The organism is Dactylosporangium sp. NPDC000555 (assembly GCF_040300025.1).
Taxonomy (GTDB): domain Bacteria; phylum Actinomycetota; class Actinomycetes; order Mycobacteriales; family Micromonosporaceae; genus Dactylosporangium.
The window spans coordinates 85,166-108,619 of record NZ_JBEPDB010000016.1 but is presented as its reverse complement, the minus strand read 5'-3'; the positions used below and the strand labels follow the sequence as shown (position 1 = coordinate 108,619).

The 23,454-nt window shown below is 71.4% G+C and carries 22 protein-coding genes and 1 pseudogene; 7 read left to right on the top strand and 16 right to left on the bottom strand.

Translation table 11 applies throughout. The features are described 5' to 3' along the window. Positions 1–44: 44 nt before the first annotated feature. The 4 genes from ABT297_RS13480 to ABT297_RS13465 form a co-directional block, all read right to left on the bottom strand. Positions 45–833, bottom strand: coding sequence for a fumarylacetoacetate hydrolase family protein (locus ABT297_RS13480; RefSeq protein ID WP_350548466.1), 789 nt, complete (start codon positions 831–833; stop codon positions 45–47). 10 nt (positions 834–843) lie between these two features. Further along, complete coding sequence (locus tag ABT297_RS13475) at positions 844–2,082, bottom strand: FAD-binding protein (protein ID WP_350548464.1); 1,239 nt, start codon at positions 2,080–2,082, stop codon at positions 844–846. A gap of 401 nt (positions 2,083–2,483) precedes the next feature. Continuing rightward, a complete protein-coding gene (locus tag ABT297_RS13470) occupies positions 2,484–3,041 on the bottom strand; it encodes a DUF305 domain-containing protein (RefSeq protein WP_350548462.1) in 558 nt (185 codons plus the stop codon). Between the two features lie 73 nt (positions 3,042–3,114). After that, the gene (locus tag ABT297_RS13465; protein ID WP_350548460.1) at positions 3,115–3,864 is read right to left on the bottom strand and encodes a lytic polysaccharide monooxygenase; all 750 of its coding nucleotides are present in this window, start codon (positions 3,862–3,864) and stop codon (positions 3,115–3,117) included. A 572-nt stretch (positions 3,865–4,436) separates the two neighbouring features. Between ABT297_RS13465 and ABT297_RS13460 the strand changes: the two genes are divergently transcribed. Then, entirely contained in the window at positions 4,437–5,258 is an 822-nt protein-coding gene (locus tag ABT297_RS13460) for an alpha/beta fold hydrolase (RefSeq protein WP_350548458.1), read from the top strand. Positions 5,259–5,335: 77 nt separating this feature from the next. Here the strand turns inward: ABT297_RS13460 and ABT297_RS13455 are convergent, their stop codons facing one another. Beyond that, the gene (locus tag ABT297_RS13455; protein ID WP_350548456.1) at positions 5,336–6,211 is read right to left on the bottom strand and encodes a LysR family transcriptional regulator; all 876 of its coding nucleotides are present in this window, start codon (positions 6,209–6,211) and stop codon (positions 5,336–5,338) included. 80 nt (positions 6,212–6,291) lie between these two features. On the opposite strand from ABT297_RS13455, the gene ABT297_RS13450 reads away from it, so the two are divergent. After that, a complete protein-coding gene (locus ABT297_RS13450; protein ID WP_350548454.1) occupies positions 6,292–7,218 on the top strand; it encodes an FAD-dependent oxidoreductase in 927 nt (308 codons plus the stop codon). Between the two features lie 186 nt (positions 7,219–7,404). On the opposite strand, the gene ABT297_RS13445 is transcribed toward ABT297_RS13450, so the two are convergent. The 4 genes from ABT297_RS13445 to ABT297_RS13430 all read right to left on the bottom strand — a co-directional run bounded on the left by ABT297_RS13445 (position 7,405) and on the right by ABT297_RS13430 (position 10,601). Further along, positions 7,405–8,172, bottom strand: a complete 768-nt coding sequence (locus tag ABT297_RS13445) for an ABC transporter permease (RefSeq protein ID WP_350548452.1) — start codon at positions 8,170–8,172, stop codon at positions 7,405–7,407. A 35-nt stretch (positions 8,173–8,207) separates the two neighbouring features. Beyond that, positions 8,208–9,128: an ABC transporter ATP-binding protein gene (locus ABT297_RS13440; protein WP_350548450.1), complete on the bottom strand. Its 921-nt coding sequence runs from the start codon at positions 9,126–9,128 to the stop codon at positions 8,208–8,210. A gap of 106 nt (positions 9,129–9,234) precedes the next feature. Further along, complete coding sequence (locus tag ABT297_RS13435) at positions 9,235–9,690, bottom strand: hypothetical protein (RefSeq protein ID WP_350548448.1); 456 nt, start codon at positions 9,688–9,690, stop codon at positions 9,235–9,237. Positions 9,691–9,773: 83 nt separating this feature from the next. Further along, positions 9,774–10,601 carry a 3-methyladenine DNA glycosylase gene (locus ABT297_RS13430; protein ID WP_350548446.1) on the bottom strand — a complete coding sequence of 276 codons (828 nt, stop codon included), beginning with the start codon at positions 10,599–10,601 and terminating at the stop codon, positions 9,774–9,776. Between the two features lie 33 nt (positions 10,602–10,634). Here ABT297_RS13430 and ABT297_RS13425 point away from each other — a divergent pair, with 33 nt between their 5' ends. Then, positions 10,635–11,981 (top strand): PQQ-dependent sugar dehydrogenase, encoded by a 1,347-nt coding sequence (locus ABT297_RS13425; protein ID WP_350548444.1) that lies wholly within the window; start codon positions 10,635–10,637, stop codon positions 11,979–11,981. Here ABT297_RS13425 and ABT297_RS13420 read toward each other — a convergent pair. The 6 genes from ABT297_RS13420 to ABT297_RS13395 all read right to left on the bottom strand — a co-directional run bounded on the left by ABT297_RS13420 (position 11,978) and on the right by ABT297_RS13395 (position 18,697). Continuing rightward, positions 11,978–14,176 carry a glycogen debranching N-terminal domain-containing protein gene (locus tag ABT297_RS13420; protein WP_350548442.1) on the bottom strand — a complete coding sequence of 733 codons (2,199 nt, stop codon included), beginning with the start codon at positions 14,174–14,176 and terminating at the stop codon, positions 11,978–11,980. The genes ABT297_RS13425 and ABT297_RS13420 overlap by 4 nt on opposite strands. Before the next feature lie 39 nt (positions 14,177–14,215). Then, complete coding sequence (locus ABT297_RS13415; protein WP_350548440.1) at positions 14,216–14,947, bottom strand: hypothetical protein; 732 nt, start codon at positions 14,945–14,947, stop codon at positions 14,216–14,218. Positions 14,948–15,067: 120 nt separating this feature from the next. Next, complete coding sequence (locus ABT297_RS13410; protein ID WP_350548438.1) at positions 15,068–15,241, bottom strand: hypothetical protein; 174 nt, start codon at positions 15,239–15,241, stop codon at positions 15,068–15,070. A gap of 413 nt (positions 15,242–15,654) precedes the next feature. Continuing rightward, entirely contained in the window at positions 15,655–17,259 is a 1,605-nt protein-coding gene (locus ABT297_RS13405; RefSeq protein WP_350548436.1) for a radical SAM protein, read from the bottom strand. Further along, a complete protein-coding gene (locus ABT297_RS13400) occupies positions 17,256–17,642 on the bottom strand; it encodes a hypothetical protein (RefSeq protein ID WP_350548434.1) in 387 nt (128 codons plus the stop codon). Before ABT297_RS13400 ends, ABT297_RS13405 begins: the two co-directional genes overlap by 4 nt. After that, positions 17,639–18,697: a prolipoprotein diacylglyceryl transferase gene (locus ABT297_RS13395; RefSeq protein ID WP_350548432.1), complete on the bottom strand. Its 1,059-nt coding sequence runs from the start codon at positions 18,695–18,697 to the stop codon at positions 17,639–17,641. Before ABT297_RS13395 ends, ABT297_RS13400 begins: the two co-directional genes overlap by 4 nt. Positions 18,698–18,837: 140 nt before the next feature. On the opposite strand from ABT297_RS13395, the gene ABT297_RS13390 reads away from it, so the two are divergent. Together ABT297_RS13390 and ABT297_RS13385 are read left to right on the top strand one after the other, a co-directional pair. Beyond that, a complete protein-coding gene (locus ABT297_RS13390; protein ID WP_350548430.1) occupies positions 18,838–19,854 on the top strand; it encodes an endonuclease/exonuclease/phosphatase family protein in 1,017 nt (338 codons plus the stop codon). A 127-nt stretch (positions 19,855–19,981) separates the two neighbouring features. Continuing rightward, on the top strand, positions 19,982–20,470 hold the full coding sequence (locus ABT297_RS13385; RefSeq protein WP_350548428.1) for a hypothetical protein: 489 nt from the start codon (positions 19,982–19,984) through the stop codon (positions 20,468–20,470). A 58-nt stretch (positions 20,471–20,528) separates the two neighbouring features. On the opposite strand, the gene cimA is transcribed toward ABT297_RS13385, so the two are convergent. Beyond that, positions 20,529–22,130: a citramalate synthase gene (cimA, locus tag ABT297_RS13380; protein ID WP_350548426.1), complete on the bottom strand. Its 1,602-nt coding sequence runs from the start codon at positions 22,128–22,130 to the stop codon at positions 20,529–20,531. A gap of 346 nt (positions 22,131–22,476) precedes the next feature. On the opposite strand from cimA, the gene ahpD reads away from it, so the two are divergent. Then, on the top strand, positions 22,477–23,007 hold the full coding sequence (gene ahpD / locus ABT297_RS13375) for an alkylhydroperoxidase, AhpD family (RefSeq protein WP_350548424.1): 531 nt from the start codon (positions 22,477–22,479) through the stop codon (positions 23,005–23,007). Between the two features lie 190 nt (positions 23,008–23,197). Then, positions 23,198–23,454 (top strand): annotated as a pseudogene (locus ABT297_RS13370) (hypothetical protein); the annotation flags it as partial.

The window sequence follows — 23,454 nt, the reverse complement described above, 5'->3', positions numbered from 1 at the left end:
ACCGGAGGTCCCCTTCCACGCCAAATCGGTTATCTGCAACGCGCTTATTCCAAGGTCAGGACCCTGTTGCTGAGCGCGCCGATGCCCTCGATCGAGACCACGACCTCGTCGCCGGCCACGATCGGGGAGACGCCGGCCGGGGTGCCGGTGAGGATCACGTCGCCGGGCAGCAGTGTCATCACGTGTGACACATATGACACAAGCGTCGGTACGTCGAAGATCATGTCCTTGGTGCGGCCGAGCTGGCGGACCTCCTCGTTGACCTCGCAACGCACCTCGACGTCGCCGACGTCCGTGCCGGTGACGATCCATGGGCCGATCGGGCAGAACGAGTCGAAGCCCTTCGCGCGCGTGAACTGCACGTCCTTGCGCTGCAGGTCGCGCGCGGTCACGTCGTTCGCGCAGGTGTACCCGAAGATCGCCGCGACGGCGCCCGCGCGGTCGACGCGGCGTGCGCCGGTGACGCCGATCACGACGGCGAGCTCGGCCTCGTGCTCGACCCGCTGCGACTGCGGAGGCAGCCGGATCGCGTCGTTGGGGCCAATGATGGAGGTGGACGGCTTGAGGAAGAGCAGCGGCTCCTTCGGCACGTCATTGCCCAGCTCGGCCGCGTGGTCGGCGTAGTTGCGCCCGACGCACACCACCTTGCTGGGCAGAATGGGCGAGAGGAGCCGCACGTCGGCAACGGCCCAGCGCTGTCCGGTGAACCGGACGTCCCCGAACGGGTGACCGTCGATCTCGGCGACGGTCAGGCCGGAGACGCCGGCCGCGGGCTCACCCTCGACGACCCCGAACGACATGCCACTGCTGTGGGCGAAACGAGCGATACGCACGGGTGGAAATCTACTCCCCGAGCAAGTGGCGCCGCACGAACGCGTTGCGGAAGGCGCCTCGCGGGTCCAGCCGCGCGGCAAGGGCGGCGAAGTCCGCCGAGCGCGGGTAGCGCGGCGCGCGCCGGAAGACCTTGCCCCAGTGCGGCCGCGCCCCCAGCGGCGCGAGTTGCTCCTCCAGCGCCTCAACCGCCCGAAGCACAAGATCATTATTCGGTACCCAGGTGAAGTGCAGCGCCACGCTGTCGCGCTCGTAGTGCGGGCTGAGCCACAGGTCGTCCGCCGCGACCGTGCGGATCTCGGAGATCTGCAGCGCGGGCGCGACCAGATGCCGCACGCGGTCCACTGCCGCGAACGCGGCGACCGCTTCCGCGCGCGCCACGAAGTACTCCGTTTGCAGCTCCTCGCCGCTGCTCGGGGTGAACTCCAGCTTGAAGTGCGGCAGCCGCGTGTGCCATGGCCCGGGCACGCCGCCCTGCTCGGTGCAGTGCACTGGCGACATGGCCGCGATCGGATGCCGCGGCCCGCCGGCCGCTTTGGCCCCGAACAACTCCGCGGGCGCGGGTGCGTCACCGTCGCGCCGCTTGACCCACACCTGGTCGACGGTGTCGCCGGTCCAGCCGGTGAACAGGCTCACGCTGTACCCCGCGGCCGCGATCTCCTCCCAGTGCGCGTCCAGCCGCGCGCGGGGCAGGTGCTCGAAGACGTGCTGGCTCACCTGGTACGCCGGAACGACGTCCAGCGTCACCCGCACGACCACGCCGAGCGCCCCGAGCGCGACGACACTGCCCGGGAAGTCGGCGTCCCCGCGCCGCAGCGACACCAGCTCGCCGTCCGCGGTGACGAGCTCGATCGCGGCGACGGCGGTCGCCAGGTTGCCCAGCCCGACCCCGGACCCGTGCGTGCCGGTCGCGACCGCGCCCGCGACCGAGATGTGCGGTAGCGACCCGAGGTTGTGCAACGCGTACCCGGCGGCGTCCAGCCGCTCGGCCAGCTCGCCGTACCGCACCCCGCCGGCGACGCTGACCGTGCCCCGCTCCGCGTCGATCCGGATGTCGGCCGGCAGCCCGGCGACGCTGATGAGGTCCCCGGGCGTGTCCGCGATCGGATTGAACGAGTGCCCGGTACCGAGCACGCGCACCCGCTCGGCGCCGGCCACGATGTGCTGCACCTGCTCGACCGTCTCGGGCCGGTGCACCCGAGCCGCCCCGAACTCGATGTTTCCGGCCCAGTTCCTCAGCCGCCCGGCCATCCGCGCCTCCTCGCCACGATGGGGCCAATCCCGAAGCCCCGTTTCCAAAGCCATGCTGCCCGCCACCCGGGATACAGCCGCCATCATGGACCCCGCGCCCCGCCACGGCAGCGAGGGCCTCGATGTCGAACCCGCCCGGACGCCGCATGAACCGGGCACGCCCGTGCGCGGCGTGATCCGGACACGCCCGCGCGGACGGGCAGAACGGCTTTCCAACCACGCCGCACAGGCACGAACGCGTTGGCCATGACTCGCAACGCGGGCCTGGTGCGCCCACGTTTGCGCGCGGGCGCGAAGACGCGGGCGCGAAGACGCCTATACCCGGCGCCGACGGAGCCGAACGACAGCGGCCGAAATACGGGCGCGGGCGGCTACGACGACGCCGGGTGCGGGGCGTGGCGTCAGGATGGCTGGTTGAGGTACCGCAGCATCTGCTGAATTTCGGCGGTCCTCGACTCGTCGATGCGCCGGGCCAGGTCGAGGGCGCCGGGGTTCACGCCGGTGCCGGTCTCCATCCGGGCCATCTCGATCGCATTGTGCTGGTGCGCGATGAGCATGTTGAGGAACTTGGTCTCGAACTCTGCGCCGCTGGCGGCTCCGAGCGCCTTGATGTCGTCGGGGTTGGTGCCGTGCGCCCCGCCGTGGGCGTCGTGCGCGGACGGGTCCGCGGCCGGCGGCTGGCCCCAGGTGCGGAGCCACACCTGCATGGTCTTGAGCTCGTCGGTCTCGGTGACTTCGATCGCGGCCGCGAGGGTGCGTATGTCCTCACGCACCGCGTTCGTCCGGGCCAGGCGGACCATCTCCAGCGCCTGGCTGTGATGCGCGACCATCATCTGGCTGAACATGACGTCGGTGTCGTTGAAGACGCGTTGCTCGGTGCCTGCGGGGGCGGGCTGCGCCGGGGCGGCGGCGCAGCCCGCCAGCAGGAACGCCGCGAGAAGGAGCGCGAAGCGTTTCATGTTTCGGGGTCTCCTTGCGCGGGGGTGGCGTCCCGATGCTCGGGACGCCACCGCTTTCGAGCGGTACCGAGGTTCAGACGCGCTTCCACAGGGCCTGGACGTTGGGCGGCTCCCAGCCCGGGATCGCGGTGTGCGCCTGGAGGCACTGGTAGGTCACACCGTTGTACGTGACGCGGTCGCCGACCTTGTACGCGGTGCCGGCGGCCCAGGTGGTCGTGCCCGCCGGCGGCTGCGAGGTCGGCGAGGAGGTGGGTGAGGTCGACGGGGACGTCGTGGGCTGCGTGGGCGTCGGCGTCGGGTTGCTGCCGCCGCCACCGACCTGCAGGTCGATGCACGAGTAGAACGCGTTGACGGTGTCGGCGACGTTCCAGCGGGCCAGCACGAGGATCCGGCCGGTCCGCCCGCCGAGGTTCACCGTGTGCGACGCGGTCGCGTCGGGCTGCCTGCCGCCGCCATCAATGAGCGCGATGCGGGTGCCGCCGACGAAGTACTCGAAGTTCGCCGTGGCGTGGCGGGCGGTGAACACCCAGTTGAAGGTGACAGTGTTGCCGACCGACGTCGCCGGCCAACCCATGTTCGGGTTGTCGAGTTGGGCGAAACGGCTATTGCCGCCGCTGCAGCTCGTCAGGCCCTTCGGACCCTCGACGCTCTGCGGCTCGTACACGATGGCGCCGCAGTTGGCGACGCGCCCTTGCGCGCACATCGCCTGGCGGCTGGGCGGTGAGGAGATGTACCCATGCGCCGATGCCGGGGACACCGTCACCAGCAGTGCGGCGGCCGCGGTGGCCAGTGTCATGAGTACCGCAGCGATCGCTTTACGCATCCAATCGCTCCTTCCAGCGGTGGGGGTGGTCCCGTCAATGTAATGGAAGGATTGTTAACAGTAAATAACCTTTATGAATGTAGCTCAATGAAACACCACTCTTAAGGTAGGGTTCATCACCCTTTGAGGTGCCCACGAGGATCGATCCGCCCAACGGCGCTCGGCCCTTCGCAGGCGCCCGCACGCACGAGTGACCTGGATGCCTCCGCGCGGACGCGAGTGGACACGGCTCCCAGCCGGACCACACCCCCGCGCGGACGCGACCCGCAGCGACTGCTACCGCTTCGTGGTGCTCCGCGCCACCCGCGAACGCCGACGCGGGCACCTCCGAGGCGCGGTCGCGGCACACGCCCGACGCGGGCGTCCCGGTGCGCGGACGCGGCCGCCGCCGGACTCACGCCACGCACCCGCGCCTCACCCATGAGGTCACCCCTCGAGTCATCGGGGTCGGCCGGACCGTCACGTGGCCGTGAACGTTGCCGGCTGGTGCGGGTTTATCCGGCTCCATCGTGGTCAGCAGGGCTGCACGAGCCCGCCCACACCCGGCTCGCACCCAGTCGCGAGGAGATGCCATGCCCTACATCGCCACGTCCGACGGCGCTCAGATCTTCTACAAGGACTGGGGTGCGGGCCGACCCGTCGTGTTGAGCCACGGCTGGCCACTCAACGCCGACGCCTGGGACAACCAGCTGATGCTGCTGGCCTCCAACGGCTTCCGCGCGATCGCCCACGACCGCCGGGGCCACGGCCGATCCACGCAGACATGGAACGGCAACACCATGGACCAGTACGCCGACGACCTCGCCGAAGTCATCGACCAGCTCGGCCTCACCGACGCGATCGTGGTCGGTCACTCCACCGGCGGCGGCGAGGTCACACGGTACCTCGGGCGCCACGGTACGTCGCGCGTGGCGAAGGCCGTCCTGGTCGGTGCGGTGCCGCCGCTGATGCTCAAGACCGACGCCAACCCGGAGGGCACGCCGCTGGAGGCATTCGACGCCATCCGGACAGAGCTGGCGGCCGACCGCTCGCAGTTCTACCGCGGCCTGAGCGCGCCGTTCTACGGCGCCAACCGTCCGGGCAGCACCGTGTCGCAGGGCATGCGTGACCAGTTCTGGCTGCTGAGCATGCAGGTGGGACTCAAGGCCGCGTACGACTGCGTCAAGGAGTTCTCGGAGACCGACTTCACCGAGGACCTCAAGCGGATCGACATCCCCGTCTTCGTCGCGCACGGCGACGACGACCAGATCGTGCCCATCCAAGCGGCCGCGCCCAAGACGGTGCAACTGCTGAAGGACGCGACGCTCAAGGTGTACCCCGGCGCGTCACACGGCATCGTCGGCGCCTACGAGGCTGCGCTCAACGCCGACCTGCTCGCGTTCATCCGGGCCTGACCGCCACGGCCAGGGGCGGCGTACCCGGACGCGCCGCCCCGACCGACTGCGATCACACGACACGCCCGCGTGGTGGCTCAGAGCTCCTCCAGGGTCGCGAGGAGGCGGCGCACCACCGGGGTGACAGTCCGCTCGTTCCACGCGAGGCCGATGTCGACGGTCGGGACCGGCGGCGTGAAGCGGCGCAGCACCACGCCGCGCAGGCGCAACGCCTTCGCGCGGCCCTCCGGTACCGCCGCGAGGACGCCGCCCGCCGCGACCGCGCGCAGGAGCTGCTCGTCGTCGGGCTCGTAGCGGATCAGGTTGAAGCCGCCGGACGGCCACACCTGCGCGACGATGCGATCGAACATGCCGGGGCCGTTCTCCCGCGGCCACATGACCGCCGGTTCGCCGGCCACCGCCTCCCGCGAGATGCGGCGAAGACGGGCCAGCGGGTGACCCACCGGCAGCGCGAGGCGCAGCTCCTCGATGTCGACCAGGCGCCAGCCGATGCCGGGGTCGTCCAACGGCGGCCGGACGAAGGCCGCGTCGTACCGCCCGGCGAGCAGGCCCGCGACGTTCGGGGCGTGCCAGCCGGTCTCGGGGAGGACCTCGACGAGCGGATTCTGCGCGCGGAAGCGCTCCACGAGGGCGTCGACGCGTCCGCCGCGGGCCGATCGGGTGTACGCGAGACGGATCTGGCCACCCTGCCCGCGCGCGGCCGCCGCGATGCGCTCCCGCGCGGCGTCAGCCTGGGCGAGCAGCACCGCCGCCTCGGCGGCAACGACGGCGCCCACCTGGGTCAGCGTGCACGCCCCCGCGCCGCGGTCGATGAGCCGGGCGCCGAACTCACGCTCGAGCGCACGAACCTGCTGGCTCAGCGCCGGCTGCGCGATGTGCAGGCGCGCGGCCGCGCGGGTGAAGTGCAGTTCCTCGGCCAGCACTACGAAGTACCGCAGCCGTCGCAGCTCCATCGCCAGAGCATAAGCGCGGCTTATCGCGCGGTACCGTATGCGACTTGGACATCGCGTCCGGACGCTGTTTGCCTGGAGACATGGAAGATGTGATCGTGCTCGGCGCCGGCGTGATCGGCCTGACCTGTGCGGTGCGGCTGCTCGAGAGCGGCGCGCGGGTGCGCGTGGTGACGGCGGACGAGCCCACCCGGACGGTTTCCCGGCTGGCAGCGGCGGTGTGGTACCCGACGCACACCGAAGGCGACCCGCGCGTCCTCGCGTGGGCGCACCGAACGTACGACGAGCTCATGGCCCAGGCCGCCGCCGGCGTCCCCGGCGTCGCCCCGCGTCCGACGCGTATGCTGCTACGCCGCCCGGCCGGCACGCCATGGTGGTCGGCCGCGGTGCCGGACTTCGCGGCGCATCCGGGCGAATGGCGCTTCACCGTGCCCTCGGTCGAGATGGAGCCGTACCTCGGATGGCTCGCCGACCGGGTGCGGCAGTCCGGCGGCACGCTCACGCGCGGGCGCGTCGAGCGGCTGGCCGACCTCACGGGGCAGGCGGGGACCGTGGTCAACGCGACCGGCCTGGCGGCGCGCGTCCTCGCGGAGGACCCGGCCGTGTTCCCGGCCCGGGGGCAGATCGTCGGCGTGGCCAACCCGGGCCTGGTGACGTCGGTCCGGGACGAGGACCACCCGGACGGCATGACGTATGTCCACCCGCGCTCAGGTGACGTCGTCCTCGGCGGGACGTTCCAGCCCGGCGACTGGTCCGAGACCGTCGACCCGCCAACGACCGAGGCGATCCTGCGCCGGTGCACCGACCTGGTCCCGGAGCTGACCGGGGCGCGGCCGCTGTGGGAGGCGGTGGGGCTGCGCCCGGCGCGGCATGGAGGCCCGCGGGTGGAGCCGGATTCGACGCCACTGCCGGGCGGCACCCGCCTCGTCCACAGCTACGGGCACGGCGGCGCGGGCGTCACGCTGTCGTGGGGCTGCGCCGATGAGGTCGTCCGGCTCGCGTCGTCCTGATCGGCCCGGCACAACCACACCGCGCCCGCGCGGTGGCCAGGTTCACCCAGCCCACCCAGCCCGGAGGCATGAAGACCGTGACCGCGCGTCGCTCCCGGGCCGTCGGCGGGAACGATGCGCGGTCACTGGGGCAAGACGGGAGAAACGAGGAGAGGAGGACGAGACCAGCCGGACGAGAAGGGCGGATCAGGCGTCGCGGGTCTTGAACAGGTACGCGGCCACGGCCAGTAGCAGCACCGTCCAGCCGCTGAAGACCGCGAAGCCCTGCCACTGGGTCAGCAGCGCGTCCGGGGGCAGGGTGGGCTCGAAGATACGCTCGCCGGCGTTCGTGGGCATCCACGCGTGGATGTGCGCGCCCCAGCTGCCGGGCAGGAAACCGGTCAGCTGCGACACGATCAGGATCAGGCCCAGCACGGTGGTCATGGCGCCCGCGGTGTGGCGGATGATGGCCCCGAATGCCAGCGAGAACAGCCCCAGCATGGCCATGAAGAGGCCGGCGCCGACGACCGAGCGGGCCACACCCGGGTCGCCCAGCGAGACCGGGATGTGGTCGGCGATGATGGCGCGGCCCAGGAAGAACGCGCCGAAGGAGAGCAATTCGCCGACGACGAGCATCAGGGCGGCGAATACCAGGATCTTCGCGGCGAGGACGGTGAGGCGGCGCGGCTGCGCCTGGAGGGTGGAGCGGATCATGCCGGTGGTGTACTCCGCCGAGATGACCATCACACCGAGGACCGCGATCACGAGCTGGGCGATCAACACGGGGCGGGCGATGACGATGTCGAGCGGGTGCTGGCGCAGGTAGCTCTGGCTCGACGGGTCGGTGTCCTCCCACTGGCGCATCACCGCCCAGGAGATGATCGACATCAGGCCGATCGCGATGCCGGCCATGGCGACGATGGACCACACCGTGGAGCGCACGGTGCGCAGCTTCGTCCACTCGGAGCGCAGCATGCCGGATAGGCCTGCTCGTGGAAGTACGACATCGGTCATTGCTTTTCTCCCGGAATTGCCGCGTGGTACTCGACGCTATCCTTGGTCAGTTCCATGAACGCCTGCTCCAGGGACGCCTGCAGCGGCGAGAGTTCGTGCAGCCGGACACCGTTGTCGAACGCCAGGTCGCCGACGCGCGGGAGCGGCAGCTCCGTGATGAGCAGCGCGCCATCGGGCTCGGGCGCGGCGTTGCCGCCGGCGGCGGTGACGAGGCCGGCGAGGCGCGCGGCGTCGGGCGTCCGCGCGCGGACGGCGAGCGCCGAGTTGCGGTCGATGAACTCGCGCACCGTGCAGTCCGCAATCATGCGGCCCCGTCCGATCACGAGCAGGTGGTCGGCGGTGTGCTCCATCTCCGACATGAGGTGGCTGGAGACGAGCACGGTGCGGCCCTCGGCGGCCAGGGAGCGCATCAGGTTGCGGATCCACAGGATGCCCTCGGGATCGAGGCCGTTGACCGGCTCGTCGAACATGAGCACCTTCGGATCGCCGAGCAGCGCGGTCGCGATGCCGAGCCGCTGGCCCATGCCGAGCGAGAATCCCTTGGAGTGCTTCCGCGCGACGCTGGTGAGGCCGACGATGTCGAGGACCTCGTCGACGCGGCGGCGCGGCAGGTTGTTGCTCTGCGCGAGGCACAGCAGGTGGTGGTACGCGCTACGCCCGCCGTGGATGGCCTTGGCGTCCAGCAGCGCGCCGACCTCGCGCATCGGGTTGTCCAGGGTGGCGAATGGGCGCCCGTTGACCGTGACGGTGCCGTCCGTGGGCGCGTCCAGGCCCAGGATCATGCGCATCGTGGTCGACTTGCCCGCCCCGTTGGGACCGAGAAACCCGGTGACCTGGCCGGGGCGGACCGTGAACGACAGCCGGTCGACGGCGACGCGCTCGCCGTAACGTTTCGTGAGGCCGACAGCCTCGATCATGGTGGCTTCCTTCCGCTGGCTCGGCCGGCCCCCGCGCGGGCGCGCCGTCTCAACGAAAGGTAGGGGTGTGTTGCTGTGGCGAGGCTAAGAGATGCTGTGATGGCCCTCAGCCACGGGTGTACGTCATGTCGAAGTCCTTCGCCCAGCTGAGACCGTCCTTCGACATCTCCCACTGGGCCGTGATGCGCTTGCCATCGGCGTCGATGACGCCGGTGAAGCGCTGGTTCAAGCCCTCGGCCGCGCGCCAGATCCGCCAGGTGCCGCCGTCGAGGTCCATGCCGTAGGCGCGCAGGACGCCGCGGGCGTCGGAGTACAGCATGGTGAAGGTCCTGCTGCCGTCGTCGTAGCCGATGATCGACGTGGTCGGGAACGGCGAATTGAGGATCCACTCCTTTGGCACGTCGTCGCCCGGCGGGTCCGCGTCCGCGCGTTGGACGAGGAACTCCCCCTCGTCCGCCCACGCGAAGCTCGTCCAGCCGCGCATGGTGACCTTTCCGTTCACGGTGGCGGTCATGTCCCACATGCCCAGCAAGGGCCCTAGCCGCCGCCGTACCTCGCTCATCGCCACTCCCCGGACCCAAGTTCCCGCCGTAACATGAATCCGACTTATACACCAAGCGGGCGCGTTCGGGTTCCGCCCTGCGGTCAGTTACCGACGGCCTCCAGGAGCCTGTCGCACTCGGCGATGAGGCGGCCGCGCAGCGGGGCGGCGCGCTCGGCGAAGGAGCGCTGCTCCTCGACGTACCGCGTCCTTCCCTCCACGGTCTCGATCCGCACCGGCTCGTAGCCGAGGTCGGCGAGGTCGTACGGCGAGGCCCGCATGTCGAGGGTGCGGACGTCGCGGGCGAGCTCGAAACAGTCGGCGATGAGCTCGGCCGGCACCAGCGGGGCGAGCTTGTACGCGTGCTTGTAGAGGTCCATGTTCGCGTGCAGGCAGCCCGGCTGCTCGTTGGCGGCCTGGGTCTCCCGGGTCGGCTGCAGCAGATTCAGCGGCCGCGCGGGCGCGGTGTAGAAGCGGAACGCGTCGAAGTGGCTGCACCGGATCCGCCCGGCCGCCACGACCGTGTCCGTGCCCCGCGCGCCCAGGCGCAGGGGCCACGCGTTGTGCCGCAGCTCGTCCTGCGTCTGCTGGTACACCATCGCCCACTCGTGCAGGCCGAAGCAGGCCAGGTACGGCGTCCGCGCGGCCGTGGCGGCGAGCAGGTCGCGGATCCACGCGATCGCGTCCGCACGGCGGGCCGGCACCGTCGCCGCGTCCTCGCCCGACCCGTCGAGGACGACGCCCGCGCCCGGGTGCCAGCGGCGCAGCTGCGCGGGCCGGTACGAGTAGTAGGTGAAGAGGAAGTCCTCGACCGGATGCTTCCGCCCGCGCCGGCGGCGGGCCAGATGCGGCTCGATCCAGGCGTCCACGCGCGCCTCGTGGGCGGCGCGGCGGGCCTCCCAGGTCGACCGGTCCAGAACGATGAGCTGCACCGTTCAAGCTTACGGAGCGGTAGCGTCGGCACCATGCGCAAGCTCTGGACCTTGCTACTCGCCTGCTCGCTGTCCCTTGTCGCATGCTCGGACGCGCCGAAGGACTCGCCCGAGTCCGCGTCCGCGCGGCCGGATCGTTCTGGCCCGGCCGGCTCGCCGTCCCCCGCTGGCCCTGGGCTCGGACGCCCGACCCGGATCAAGGTCGCGGTGCCGCCCGCGCTCGCGACCGCGCCGTTCGATCGGGATCGGTACCTCCAGTTGCCGGCCGGCTGGACGGCGTCGGTCTACGCGCGCGTCGACAAGGCACGGTTCATGGCGCTGACGCCGAGCGGCGACCTGCTGGTGTCGCAGCCGGGCGCCGGGAAGGTGCAGCTCATACGCGCGGGCGCGGTCTCGGAGTTCGCCTCGGGGCTGCGGCAGCCGCACGACATGGTGTTCGCGCCGCTGAACGGAAAGATGTACCTGTTCATCGCCGAGTCGAACCGCGTCGTGCGCTACCCGTACGACAACGGCGACCTCCAGGCGCACGACGGGCAGGTCGTGGTCGACGGGCTGCCCGACACCAGCACCCCGGAGCTGCGCGGCGCGTACGCGCACGTGCTCAAGAACATCGCGGTGCACGGTGAGACGCTGTACGTGTCGATCGCCTCCACGTGCAACGCATGCGTCCAGGACACCGTGAGCGACCCGCAGCGGGCTGCCATCTACACGTACGCCGCGGCCGGCACCAACGCGTCCAGGCACCTCCTGGCGCGCGGCATCCGCAACGCCGAGGGGCTGGCGTTCCGCCCGGGCACCGACGAGCTGTGGATCGTCGTGAACAACCGCGACAACACACTGGTGCCGGACGACCGCGACGTGGACGGCGACGGTGTGTCGGACAAGGGCAAGCGGATGGCGCAGTTCGTCGACGACTACCCGCCCGAGGAGTTCATCAAGGTCCGCGACGGCGGCTTCTACGGCTGGCCCTTCTGTAATCCTGACAGCGACCGCGGGTTGCGCAATATGCCGTTCCTGCGCGACTACGAGCTCAACCGGGACGGGCAGAACGCCGACTGCGCCAAGGCGGACCCGATCGACCTGGGCCTGCCGCCGCACAGCGCCCCGCTGGGCCTGACGTTCTACAACGGGGCGGCGATCGTGCCGCTGCACGGCTCGTGGAACCGCACGAAGCCCGCGGGGTACAAGGTGCTGTACATCCCGTGGACCGCGGCCGGGCCCGGCGAACCGGTGGACCTGGCGACCGGGTTCGTCGACGACGCTGGCAAGTGGTGGGGCCGTCCCGTCGACGCCGCGGTCGACACCGACGGGACGCTGCTGATCAGCGACGACGGCAGCGGCACGGTGCTGCGGCTGACGCCTCCGCGCGCGGGCGCCTAGAAAACGGCCTGGCCCGGCCGGCCGATCCGGGCGGGCGTGCCGTCGGCGTTGTGGAACGTCACGCCGATGGGTCCATTGTGGATCGTGAGCTCGCCCGCGGCGGTGACGCTCACGTCGAGCTCCCCGTCGGCCACCTTCAGGCCGCGGACGCGGTAAGCGCCGACCGGCGACGGGGCGATCGGCGCGAACGTGATCCGCCCTGCCGGCACGTCGACGTCGAGCCCGAGCAGCGCGGTCAGGATCGCCGGCCCGGCCGCCGCGGCCCACGCCTGGGGGCGGCACGCGGTCGGGTACGGGGTAGGCAGGTCGTCCCCGCCGTACAACTCGGGGAAGCGGAAATCGAAGCGCTCGGCCGCGTCCAGGAGGGCCGCGATGACCGCCGACGCCTCCGCGCGGTGGCCGTCACGCGCCAGGCCCAGCAGCGTCACGGCGTTGTCGTGCGGCCAGACGGAGCCGAGGTGATAGGAGAGGAAGTTGTACCCCGCTGACGCCGGCGCGGCCGTGCGGATGCCGAACGGCGAGCGCAGCGTGGCGAGGCGCTCGGCCACGGCGGTGCTCTCCGGCGGGGTGAGCAGGCCGGTGCCTAGCAGGTGGCCCATGTTGGAGGCGACGAGGTCGACCTGCTCACCGGCGCCGTCCAGGGCCGTCGCGGGGTGCCCGCCGGGGCACCAGAACCGCGCGCGGAAGCGCTCAGCGAGGTCGTGTGCCCAATCGCGCCATCGCTTCGCCTCCCCCGCCGCGTCGTAGCCTCCGTCGCCGGCCTCGTACGCCGCCGTGGCGTCGCGGAAGGTACTGCCGGTCGCCGCTGTCTCGTGGGCGTCGCCGCCGGTCTCCCCGATCGCGTCATCGTCCGGGGTGACGTCGGGGAACTGCTCGAGGAGCCAGGCGCCATCCAGGGCGGCGCGGTAGGCGTAGGCCTGCACCTCGCTCAGCGCGATCGGGCCGCGGGCCGGGCGGCCATCTGCGTGCTGCACGGCGTCGGCGGAGTCCTTCCAGCCCTGGTTCGTCAGGCCGGTGCCGCCGGTGTCATAGCGCACGAAGCCGTCGTGCCGCATCAGCCAGCCGACGGCGCGGCGTACGGCGGGCAGGAGCGCGCGGACGGCGGCCGGGGGCATGCCCCACCGGTACGCGTCGGCGAGGACGCTCACGAACAGCGGCGTCGCGTCGACTGTGCCGTAGTACACCGGGGGCAGTGTGTGGCCGGTGCCGGCGCGACGCACCTCGTGCAGGATCCGGCCCGGTTCCTCCTCCGTCTCCGGGTGGTGGCGGACGCCCTGGCGGGCCGCGAGGAGGCGCAGCGTGCCCGCGGCGGCGTCGTGGCCCAGCGGCAGCGCGAGGCGGGCGGCCCAGAGGGCGTCGCGGCCGAACAAGGTCAGGTACCAGGGGCTGCCCGCGGCGTAGTACGCGTCCGCGCCCTCGGTCCGGCGCAGCGCGTCGAGGTCCTGGACGCTCGCCCGCACGAGCGCGTCGAGCCGCCGGTCGTCCGCGGCGACGCGCAGGGTGCTGAACCGCTTGGGCCGGGCGACCGGGGGCACATCCGTGCGGGTGATGCGCAGCTCGGCGGACCAGGTTCCGCGCGCGGGCACGGTGGCGTGCCAGCGCAGCGTCGCCGCGGACCCGAGGGACGGGCGCGCCTCCGCGCGCGGGTCGTCGAGGGCGTCCGCGGCGGCGATGTGCGCGGGCGGGGTTGTTTGGATGCGAATAGACATGCCGTCGGCGGCGTGCCAGTCGAGGTACTCCTGAGAGTCCGCCACGGCCCGGGGCCGACCGGCGGCGGGGCCGGCATTCGCGGCACGCCCCGCCCGGACCTCGCCCATCCCCGCGAAGTCGGTGGCCGCGTGCACCGCAACGTCGACCGTGATCGGCGCGTGGGAGGCGTTGGCCAGGGTGAGGGTCTCGGTGCCGCCCGACGGCTCGGCCAGCCGGCGACGCGACAGCGTCAGCGTGGGGGCGTCGGCGGCGGGGGTGGGCCCTTGCGGTACCGACGAGAAATGGGCCGAGGCCGCGCCCGTGCGGCGGACGGCGATCGGAACCGGCTCCGCGGCGTCGACGGTGACGACGAGTCGGGACAGGACGCGGCGGTCCTCGACGTAGAGGCCGTCGGCGCCGCCGGCGAGCCGCCCGGAGGGGCCCGAGAGCCAGGTCGCCGGGGCGGCCACGCAGGTGACGTGGTCGTGCAGGTAGGGCTGTGCCATCTCGGCTATCTCGTTCCTTCTGCTCGGCCTGCTCGGCTCTCAGCCGCCGATGACGTTGACCGCGCGGGCCACCACCAGCAGCACGGTAACCAGGGAGATCACCGACTCGGCGGCCATCAGCATCTTCGCCCATTTGGACATGGGCATGGTGTCGGTCGGGCTGAACGCGGTGGCGTTGGTGAAGGCCAGGTAGAAGTAGTCGAAGAAGCCCGGCTCCCAGTCGCGGTGGACCAGCTCGGGCACCTGCATCTGGGGGAAGAGGAAGTCGGGGTGCGGGGTGTCCGCGTCCGCGCGCGCCGCGGGCCCGCCGCGGTCGGCCTCCCAGTACCACAGGGCGAACACAATGACGTTGGTCAGCCAGATCGCGGCGGCCCACAGCAACAGGTGCGCCGGCGGCAGGTCGGCACGGGCCTGGTCGAAGAGGGCGCGTACGAGCAGCCAGACCGACCAGGCGGTGACGACCGTCAGCAGGGCGGTGAGGCCGATGGACAGCGGCCGGAGGATGCGGGTCTCGCGATTGATCCGCAGCGGGTTGACCGCGACGATGCTGATCAGCAGGGCGCTCTCCAGGCCCGGGAGCAGCCAGCGCGGGCGCGGCGCCAGGTCGGGCGGCAGGACCAGGTGGATGACGATGGCGACCGCGATGGCGAGCGCGGCGGGCCAGCGCTGCTCCGCCTCCGTGCGTCGCAGCCAGCCGGGCAGCGGCGTTGGCCGCTCCGGCTTCGGCGAGCCGTTGGGGCCGCGGTCCAGCGCGGGTGGCAGGTCACTCACGGCAGCCAACCGTAGACCTGCCGTCGCTCCCGGGCCAGCAGAACCTCCGCACGGCTGAACGACCTGCGCGCGGACGCGCACAAGCGCGGCCTGGACACGCGCGGAAGCGCAGGCGTCGGCTCAGGTGAACAGGTGGTAGAGCTGCCAGGCGATGGCCGTGAGGCCGGCCAGGGCGAGGACGGCCAGGTACGTCAGGACCAGCCGCGTGTCGCGCAGAATGCACTTCGAGCGAGTGAGGCCGCGGCGGCGGGCTCGGGCGTAGCCGGCGAAGCCCAGCAGGGCGAAGCCGACCACCGCTACCGGGCCCAGGAGCCAGGCCAGGGCCGCGATGGTGGCGTAGATGCAGAGACGGAGCGGATCGTACGGCGCGGATCCGCCAGGCGCCGGGGAAGGCGATAAGGGCGGCTGCGCGCCCGAGCGCGAAGGCCTCGCCAAGTTTGCGGGCAGAGCCGAGGACGCGGACGAAGCCGGCGTCGCGGACGAGGCCGATGTTGTGGACGCGGCCGATGTTGTGGACGCGGCCGATGTTGTGGACGCGGCGGGCGTCGGAGGCGGTGTCGACGACGACGAGGAAACCGACTGCGCGGGCGCGGCCGAAGTCACGGGTGAGGCCGACGTCGGGAGCGGCGTCGAAGGCGAGGAGAGAAGCGACGGCGCGGGTGCGGCCGAGGTCGTGGGTGGGGGCGGCGAGGTCGGCAGCCGGCCTGTCATGAGGCCGCCTCGGTCGCGGCCGGGCGGGGAGACAACGGCAGCAGTGGGCTTGTCGCGCGTGGGAGGCGCTGGGCCGACAGGGCGGGCCAGGCCTGTACGGCGCAGAACGGGGCGCACTGGTCCTGCGTGCCGGTCTCGTCCGTGCGGCGGGTGGCCACGTGGACGCAGCACTGCAGGAGGCGCTCCTCGATCATGGTGTGCAGGTCCATGAAGGGCTTGACGGTGATGCGCTTGACGCGCTCGCCGAGCATTTTGCGCAGACGGTTGCGCCCGCCCGGTAGCGAGGATGACACGAGGGTTGTCAGGGTGGAGATGCCCAGGTCGCAGTTCTCGCAGATGTCGCGCCACAGGGAGCCTACGTCGGGGTGGGACAGGGAGGACTGCTCGGACAGCAGGCCCAGCAGGGAGTCCTTGACGGCGGTACGCAGGGCGGCGGGCAGCTGTACGTCGGCGATGCGGTTGGCGACCATGTCGGGGGCCAGGTCCAGGAACGACAGGAGGCGCTCGTGGCCGATGAGAGTGGTCATCGACTGCCAGCGGCCCGCGTCGTCGCGCAGCATGTAGCCGACCGAGCAGCAGTGCGGGTGCGAGCACGGCAGGGCCGTGAGGTCGCGCCAGGTGACCAGGTCGCCGGTCTGCGGGCCGAGGCGCGCCAGGACGCCCGTGTGGGTGAGACGATTCATGGGGTCGATCGGGCCCGAACGGCCGGAGCCGAACTGGGGCTGCAGGGAGACGCCGCCGACGTACGGGGTGTCCAGGGCGCGCTTGACGACGGCGCCGATCTCGTCGTCGTTGACGCCCAGGGCACACGTCATGGTGAGGGTGGTGAAGACGCCACGCGCGGAGAGGCGGTCGACCGCCTGGTCCTTGAGGCGGCGCAGGTCGGCGCCGCGGTGGTGGCGGGCGGCACGCTCGGAAACGCCGTCGTACTGCAGGTAGACCTCGACCCGCTCGCGGTGGCGGGTGAGGAGGTCCAGCAACGCGTCGTCGCGCGCGATGCGCACGCCGTTGGAGTTGATGAGGATCCGAACGACGTTGCGCGCGGAGACCTCGTCGAGCAGTTCCTCGAGCCACGGGTACAGGGTGGGCTCGCCGCCGGAGAGCATCAGCACGTCGATGCGGCCGTTCTCGCGCGACAGCCGGGTGTCGACGCTCGCGAGGACGTCGGCGAGGGGCACCACGCCCTCGACGGCGGGCGAGGAGTCCGTGAAACACGTGGGGCAGCGGAGGTTGCAGCTGTCGGTGAGGTCGGCGAGCAGGATGCACGTGTGCTGGGTCTGCATCTCCGGCAGGCCGGCCAGGTACGCGGACGGGACGGGGGCGAAGTTGCCGGCCACGTCGGGGATGTGAGCCTTCGTGGGCGCGGTCCACTGCTCGAGGTACCGCAGGATCTCCGGCGACTCGTCGTAGAGGGTGCGGACGAGGCCGTGGCTCGGGCAGCCGCGCTCGAGCCAGATCCGCCCGTCCCGTTCGGCGAGGAGGCCGGAGAGCCGCTGGACGGTCTCCAGTGGACGGTCCGGATCGTCGGCCGCGCAGGCGGGGCAGAACGCGTTGACGTAGCGGTGGATGCGGTCGCCGCGCAGTTGCATTCCGGAGTTCATGACGTTCCCTGGTTGACGATGGCGAGGCACACGCCGATGCCGGCGATGGGGAAGACGGCCACGCTGATGCTCCAGCCGATGAGCAGGCCCAGGCCGATGCCGCGGTCCTTGCGGGCGATCCACACGATGCCGACGACGAGGCAGGCGACAAACAGCAGGATCTGCAGCAGGATCTCGATGTAGACGCCGATGAGGGCGTTCTCAGAGTTGGCGCTGTTGCCGCCGATGACGATGGCGGCGACGCCGAGCAGGATCGCGATGACCTGGCCGAGGAAGGCCAGGCCGATGCCGCCGAAGACGCGCCTCGTGCGGATGGGGCGATCGGGACCGGGCGGCGGCGGAGGCGGCGGCACGGACCAGCCGTGCTGGGGCGGAAAACTCACGGCAGTGCCTCCGATTCGGTCGGGACCTCACGGCCGCGCGCGCGGCCGCGCGGTCGGGAACTCACGTCAGTGTCCCCCGCTCCGGCCGGAACCTCACGGCCGTGTCCGCGCCCGCGCGGTCGGGAACTCACGTCAGTGTCCCCCGCTCCGGCCGGAACCTCACGGCCGTGTCCGCGTCCGCGCGGTCGGGAACTCACGTCAGTGTCCCCCGCTCTGGTCGAGACCTCACGGCCATGTGCGCGCCCGCGCGGTGGGGGGCTCACGTCAGTGTCCTCCGCGTCGGTTCGGACCTCGCGGCCGTGTGCGCGTCCGCGCGCGTGCCGCCAGGCGAAACGCGCTGTGGCCAGGGGCAGCAGGGCCAGCAGAAACAGTTGCGAGCGGGTCAGGCCGGCCCAGACGACCTCGTTGCCGCGCACGAACTCGACGCCGAAGCGGAACGCGGCGTAGGTGGCGAGGTACAGGGTGAAGAGCCGCCCCGGCGCGGTGATGCGGCCGCGCAGCGCGAGCAGGGCCGCGAGGGCCGCCAGGTGGAACAGGATCTCGTACGCGAACGACGGGTGCAGCGGCACGCCGGTCGGCACATGCATCGCCGCGGCGTGCGCATCGTCGAGGGTGATGCCCCACGGCAGGCGCGTCGGGGTGCCCGGCGGCTCGGCCAGCAGGCAACCGACGCGGCCGACCGCCATGCCCGCGGCGACGGCGGGTGCGAAGAGGTTGCCGGTCTTGTACGGGTACCCGCCGATCCGCTTGCCGAGCAGGGCGCCCAGGTAGGCGCCGAGGAGCCCGGAGAGGATGCTGCGATTGCCGTGCGCCCACTGCTCCAGCAGCGACGCGTTGTCCCTCAGGTCGAGGTGCTGCGCCCACGTGCCCAGGCGGGCCAGGAGGGCCCCGCCGACGAGGGCGCCGGCCAGCACGTACCAGAGGCGCTCGTCCTGGGCGCCGCGGCGGCGGATCTCCCACAGCAGCACGAGCGCGGCGACCCCGATGCCGAGCGCTACGAACACGTCGTGGGACAGGATCGCCACCGGGCCGATCCGCGCGATCACCGGGTACACGGATGCCGAGCCTACTGCCACAGCGACGCGTCGTGCGGCTCTTCCATGCTGGCCGAACGGCCACCGCGCCCCACGAAGACCAGGGCGCGAAGACCAAGGCGCGCCGCGGACGGGTTGCGCGGCTCGCTTACCCTGGCGGGATGGTCACCACGGAGGACACCCTGCCGTTGCTGCCGGAGAAGCCGGTCAAGCCGCGGCGGCGCTGGTGGACCGTGGTGGTCTGGCTGACGGTGATGCCTTTCGCGATCTGGGCGGCGACGCGGACGCTCGGGCTGGACAGTGGGTTTCCCGCCGTACAACTCATCGCCTTCACACCATATGTCGCGGCCGCCTCGCTGCTGCCGTTGCTGGTCGCGGTGCTCACCAAGCGGCTCTGGCCCGCGCTGGCCGCGGCGCTGGCCACAATCGCGCTCGCGGCCTGTGTGCTGCCGCGCTGGGTGGCCGACAGCTCGCCGGAGCCGGACGGGGGGCCGGCGATCCGGGTGCTGAGCGTGAACATGCTGTTCGGCGGGGCGGACCCGGCGACGATCGTGGGGCTGATCAAAAAGTACGGCGTGGATCTGGTGGCGTTGCAGGAGTACACGCCCGAGGCGAGGGACGCGCTGCGCTCCGCGGGGCTGGAGGAAATGCTGCCGAACGCGGTGTCGTACCCGCGGCCGGGTGTGACGGGCTCGGCGGTGTACAGCCGCTTTCCGGTGGCGGACCTCGGGTATCGGCGCTTCGAGTCCGGGTTCGGTCAGGCGCGGGCGGGGGTGCTGGTGCCGGGCGCGGCGGATGTGCGGGTCGAGTCGGTGCACACGTGCGCGCCGTCGGACGCGGCGCGGAGCGGGTGCTGGGAGCGGGACATCGCGCAGGAGCCGGCGGCCACGCCGGACGGGCCGGTGAGCCTGCTGATCGGGGACTTCAACGCGACGCTGGACCACGAGGGGTTCCGCTCGATGCTCGCCAAGGGCTACCGGGACGCCGCGGACGTGGTGGGGGCCGGCTTCGAGGCGTCGTGGCCGTTCGACGAGCGGTGGTTCGTCCCGGGCGTGACGCTGGATCATGTGGTGGCCGACAAGCGGGTCGGCGTGCGCACGGTAACGGTGCACCGGATGCCGAACAGCGACCACAAGGCGGTGTTCGCGGAGCTGGTGCTCCCGAAGGGCGCGGCCTGAGCCGGCAGGGCGCGACCGGCGCAGAGATCGAAGGCGTACCTCCGGCTACACACGGGTCGTTGGCCGGGAGTACCTTCACCTACGAATCGGGCCCCCGCCCGAACGGGAACCACGTTGGAGCAGATGGGTGACACGAACGTTCCGCGGCCTCGCGCTCGCCTGCGCCGTGCCGCTTCTCCTGGGCGCGGCGGCTGCCTGCTCGGACGAGCAGGGCGACAAATCGGAGTCGGCGTCCGACCGGCCCACGGTGGAGGTGACCGCGCAGCCGCAAGACGCACAGTCGGCGCAGGTGGCGGCCGAGCAGGTGTTCGACAACCTGTCGGAGGGCGACTGGGCCGGGGCCTACGACCTGTGGACCGACAGCGCCAAGGCGGCGATCGGCAAGGATGCGTACATCGACCTGGTGTCGACGTGCACCGGGCAGCAGGGGAAATACCAGGTGACGGGTGTGACCCCGGTCGACGACTCGACGGCGACGATCAAGTGGGCGCACGCCCCGGCCGCCGGCTCGGCGAACCAGACCGGGACGAACACGGTGAAGTACCAGAACGGGGCCTGGAGGTTCGAGCCCGACCCGGCGGCGCTGGCCGCGTATAAACAGAACAAATGCCCGTAGGGGCGACAAAAGGAAGCGGTATGGCGGGGGTCGGCTGATGTCGGCCCCCGCCGCATGTCTAGACGCGCACCTGGCGGGTGAGGCCGTAGTTGAGCGCGTCGACGAGGGCCTGCCAGCTGGCCTCCACGACGTTCTCGTGAACGCCGACGGTCGTCCAGTCCTCCCCGGTCGCGTGGGTCTCCACGAGGACGCGGGTAACCGCGCCGGTGCCGTGGCTGCCCTCGAGGATGCGGACCTTGTAGTCGGCGAGCTGGAAGCCGGCCAGCTCCGGGTAGTGCCTCGTGAGGGCCACACGCAGCGCCTCGTCAAGGGCGTTGACGGGGCCGTTGCCCTCGGCGGTGGCGATGACCCGCTCGCCGCGGACGCGGACCTTGACCGTCGCCTCGGAGACCACGGAGCCGTCCTCGCGGTGCTCGACCAGGACACGGTACGACTCCAGGGCGAACGGCCGCGGCAGGGCGCCCTCGGCCAGCTCCGCGCGGGCCAGCAGCTCGAACGAGGCGTCGGCGGCCTCGAACGACCAGCCCTGGGCCTCGAGCTCCTTGACCCGGTTGGTCACCCGGGACAGGGCCTCCGGATTGCCGGCCAGGTCGACGCCGAGCTCACGCGCCTTGAGCTCGATGCTGGCCCGGCCGGCCATCTCGGTGACCAGGATCCGCATGTCGTTGCCCACGACGACGGGGTCGATGTGGTTGTACAGCACGGGATCCACTTTGATCGCGCTCGCGTGCAGGCCCGCCTTGTGAGCGAACGCTGACGACCCGACGTAGGCCTGGTGGGTGTCGGGTGCGATGTTGGCGATCTCGGCGATGGAGTGCGAGACGCGCACCATCTGCTCGATGCATCCGTCCGGTAGGACGGGCATGCCGAGCTTGAGCTGCAGGTTGCCGACGACGGCGAAGAGGTCGGCGTTGCCGGGCCGCTCGCCGTAGCCGTTGGCGGTGCACTGGAAGTGCGGCACGCCGGCCTCGACGGCGGCGACGGTGTTCGCGACCGCGCACGCGGTGTCGTTCTGGCAGTGGATGCCGAGGCGGGCGACGGCCTGCTCGGGGGTGACGCCGAGCGCGGCGGCGAGCCGCTGCCGTACCTCGTCGATCGTGCGGGTGATCAGCGACGGCAGCATGCCGCCGTTGGTGTCGCACATGACGGCGGTCTCCGCGCCGGCGGCGAGGGCGGCGGCGGCGACGCTGGCGGTGTAGTCGGGGTCGAAGCGGTAGCCGTCGAAGAAGTGCTCGCAGTCGAGGAAGACCCGGCGACCCTCGGAGACGAAGTACGCGACGGTGTCGCGGACCATCGCGAGGTTCTCCTCCGCGGTGGTACGCAGGGCGCGCTCGACGTGGCGCAGGTCCGACTTGGCCACGAGCGTCACGACGGGGGTCTCGGCGTCGAGCAGGGCGCGCACCTGCGGGTCGTCCTGGACCCGCACCCCGGCCTTGCGGGTCGAGCCGAACGCGACGAAGACGGCATGTTTGAGGTTGAGCTCGGTGCGCGCTCTGCTGAAGAACTCGGTGTCCTTCGGCATGGCCCCGGGCCAGCCGCCTTCGATGAACCCGACGCCGAACTCGTCGAGCAGCCGCGCGACGGCGAGCTTGTCGACGACGGAGTAACTGATCGCCTCACGCTGGGCCCCGTCGCGAAGCGTCGTGTCGTACACCTGCATGATTGCTCCTTTGGCGGGAAGAGGGGGCCTGGTGCGCCACTCGGGTCGGGACCAACAAAAAGACCCCTCGCGGATGCGAGAGGTCTGCGCGGCCAGCTGGAGGATGCTGGACGCGCTAAGGGCCAATAATGAGCCGAGTCACGTTCGGTAGCTTGCCACGCACCGGCCTCCAGTTGCACGTGATTCCGGATTTTGAGATCTGGGGTGATCTGCTTCACGATTCACCCTGTTCGTCACGTCCCCGTAACGAGGACCCGGCAATGTTGAACCCGGTCCGGTGAGCGCCGCGCGGGCGGGGCTTGATCACAGTTGGTGAGTACTGTTGGCGAGTGAGGAGGTTGGTTCGATGTCCATCGCGACGCTGCGGGCGGCCCTGCCGCCGTATGCGCGGGATCTCGAGCTGAACCTCGACTCGGTGCTCGCCGGGGATCTGCTGGACGAGCAGCGACTGTGGGGCGCCGTGCTGGCGTGCGCGATGACGACCCGCAGCGCCTTCGTGATCCGCAACATCGCGGCCGAGGCCGGCGGGCGCTTGAAGCCGGAGGCCGTCGAGGCGGCCAAGGCGGTCGCGTCGCGGATGGCGATCCACAACATCTACTTCCGCGCCAAGCACCTCATCGGTGACGAGGCGTATCAGCACCTGCCGGCGCGGCTGCGCCGCCAGGTGAGCTCCACGCCCGGCGTCGGCGCCGCCGACATCGAGGCGTGGTCAGTGGCAGTATCCGCGATCACTGGGTGCGGGGTGTGCCTGGAATCGCACGAAAGATCACTTCGCGGTGCAGGGGTGTCCCACGAAGTGGTCGACGAGGTGTTGCGTGTCGCCGCGGTGGTTCACGCGTTGGCGGTAACCCTCGATGCAGAGGCGGCTCTCGACTAGGAGCTTTCCTCTTGTACGGGTGTCGGAGTGGCGGCTCCGGCACCCGTACGCATTTTCGGACCCTTCGGGCAACCCGCTCGTACGGGATGCGGTAATCCGGTCGTGCAAGTTGCGCACAGCGTGTCCGTGAGGCGGTGCCGCAGCGGCTACCGTTGGCGATCTGCAGCATCGCGCGCACCTTGGGGGCAAGATGATCGACGGACTTCCGCTGGAGCCGATCGAGCCGCCGGTCGAGCCGCCGCTGGGCTGCGTCGACCCGATGCTGTGGCGCGTGGCCCGGGCCCTGCACGACGCGCACCGCCCGCGCACGGACAACTTCTGCGAATGCAAGGCGTTCTGGCCGTGCCCGGACGCGCGGCTGGCGGAGGAGGCGCTGCTGCTGGCATACGACCGGCCGGCGCCGCGGACGGTCAAGCCGGGGACGGGCCGCGGCTCCAACCTGGGTCG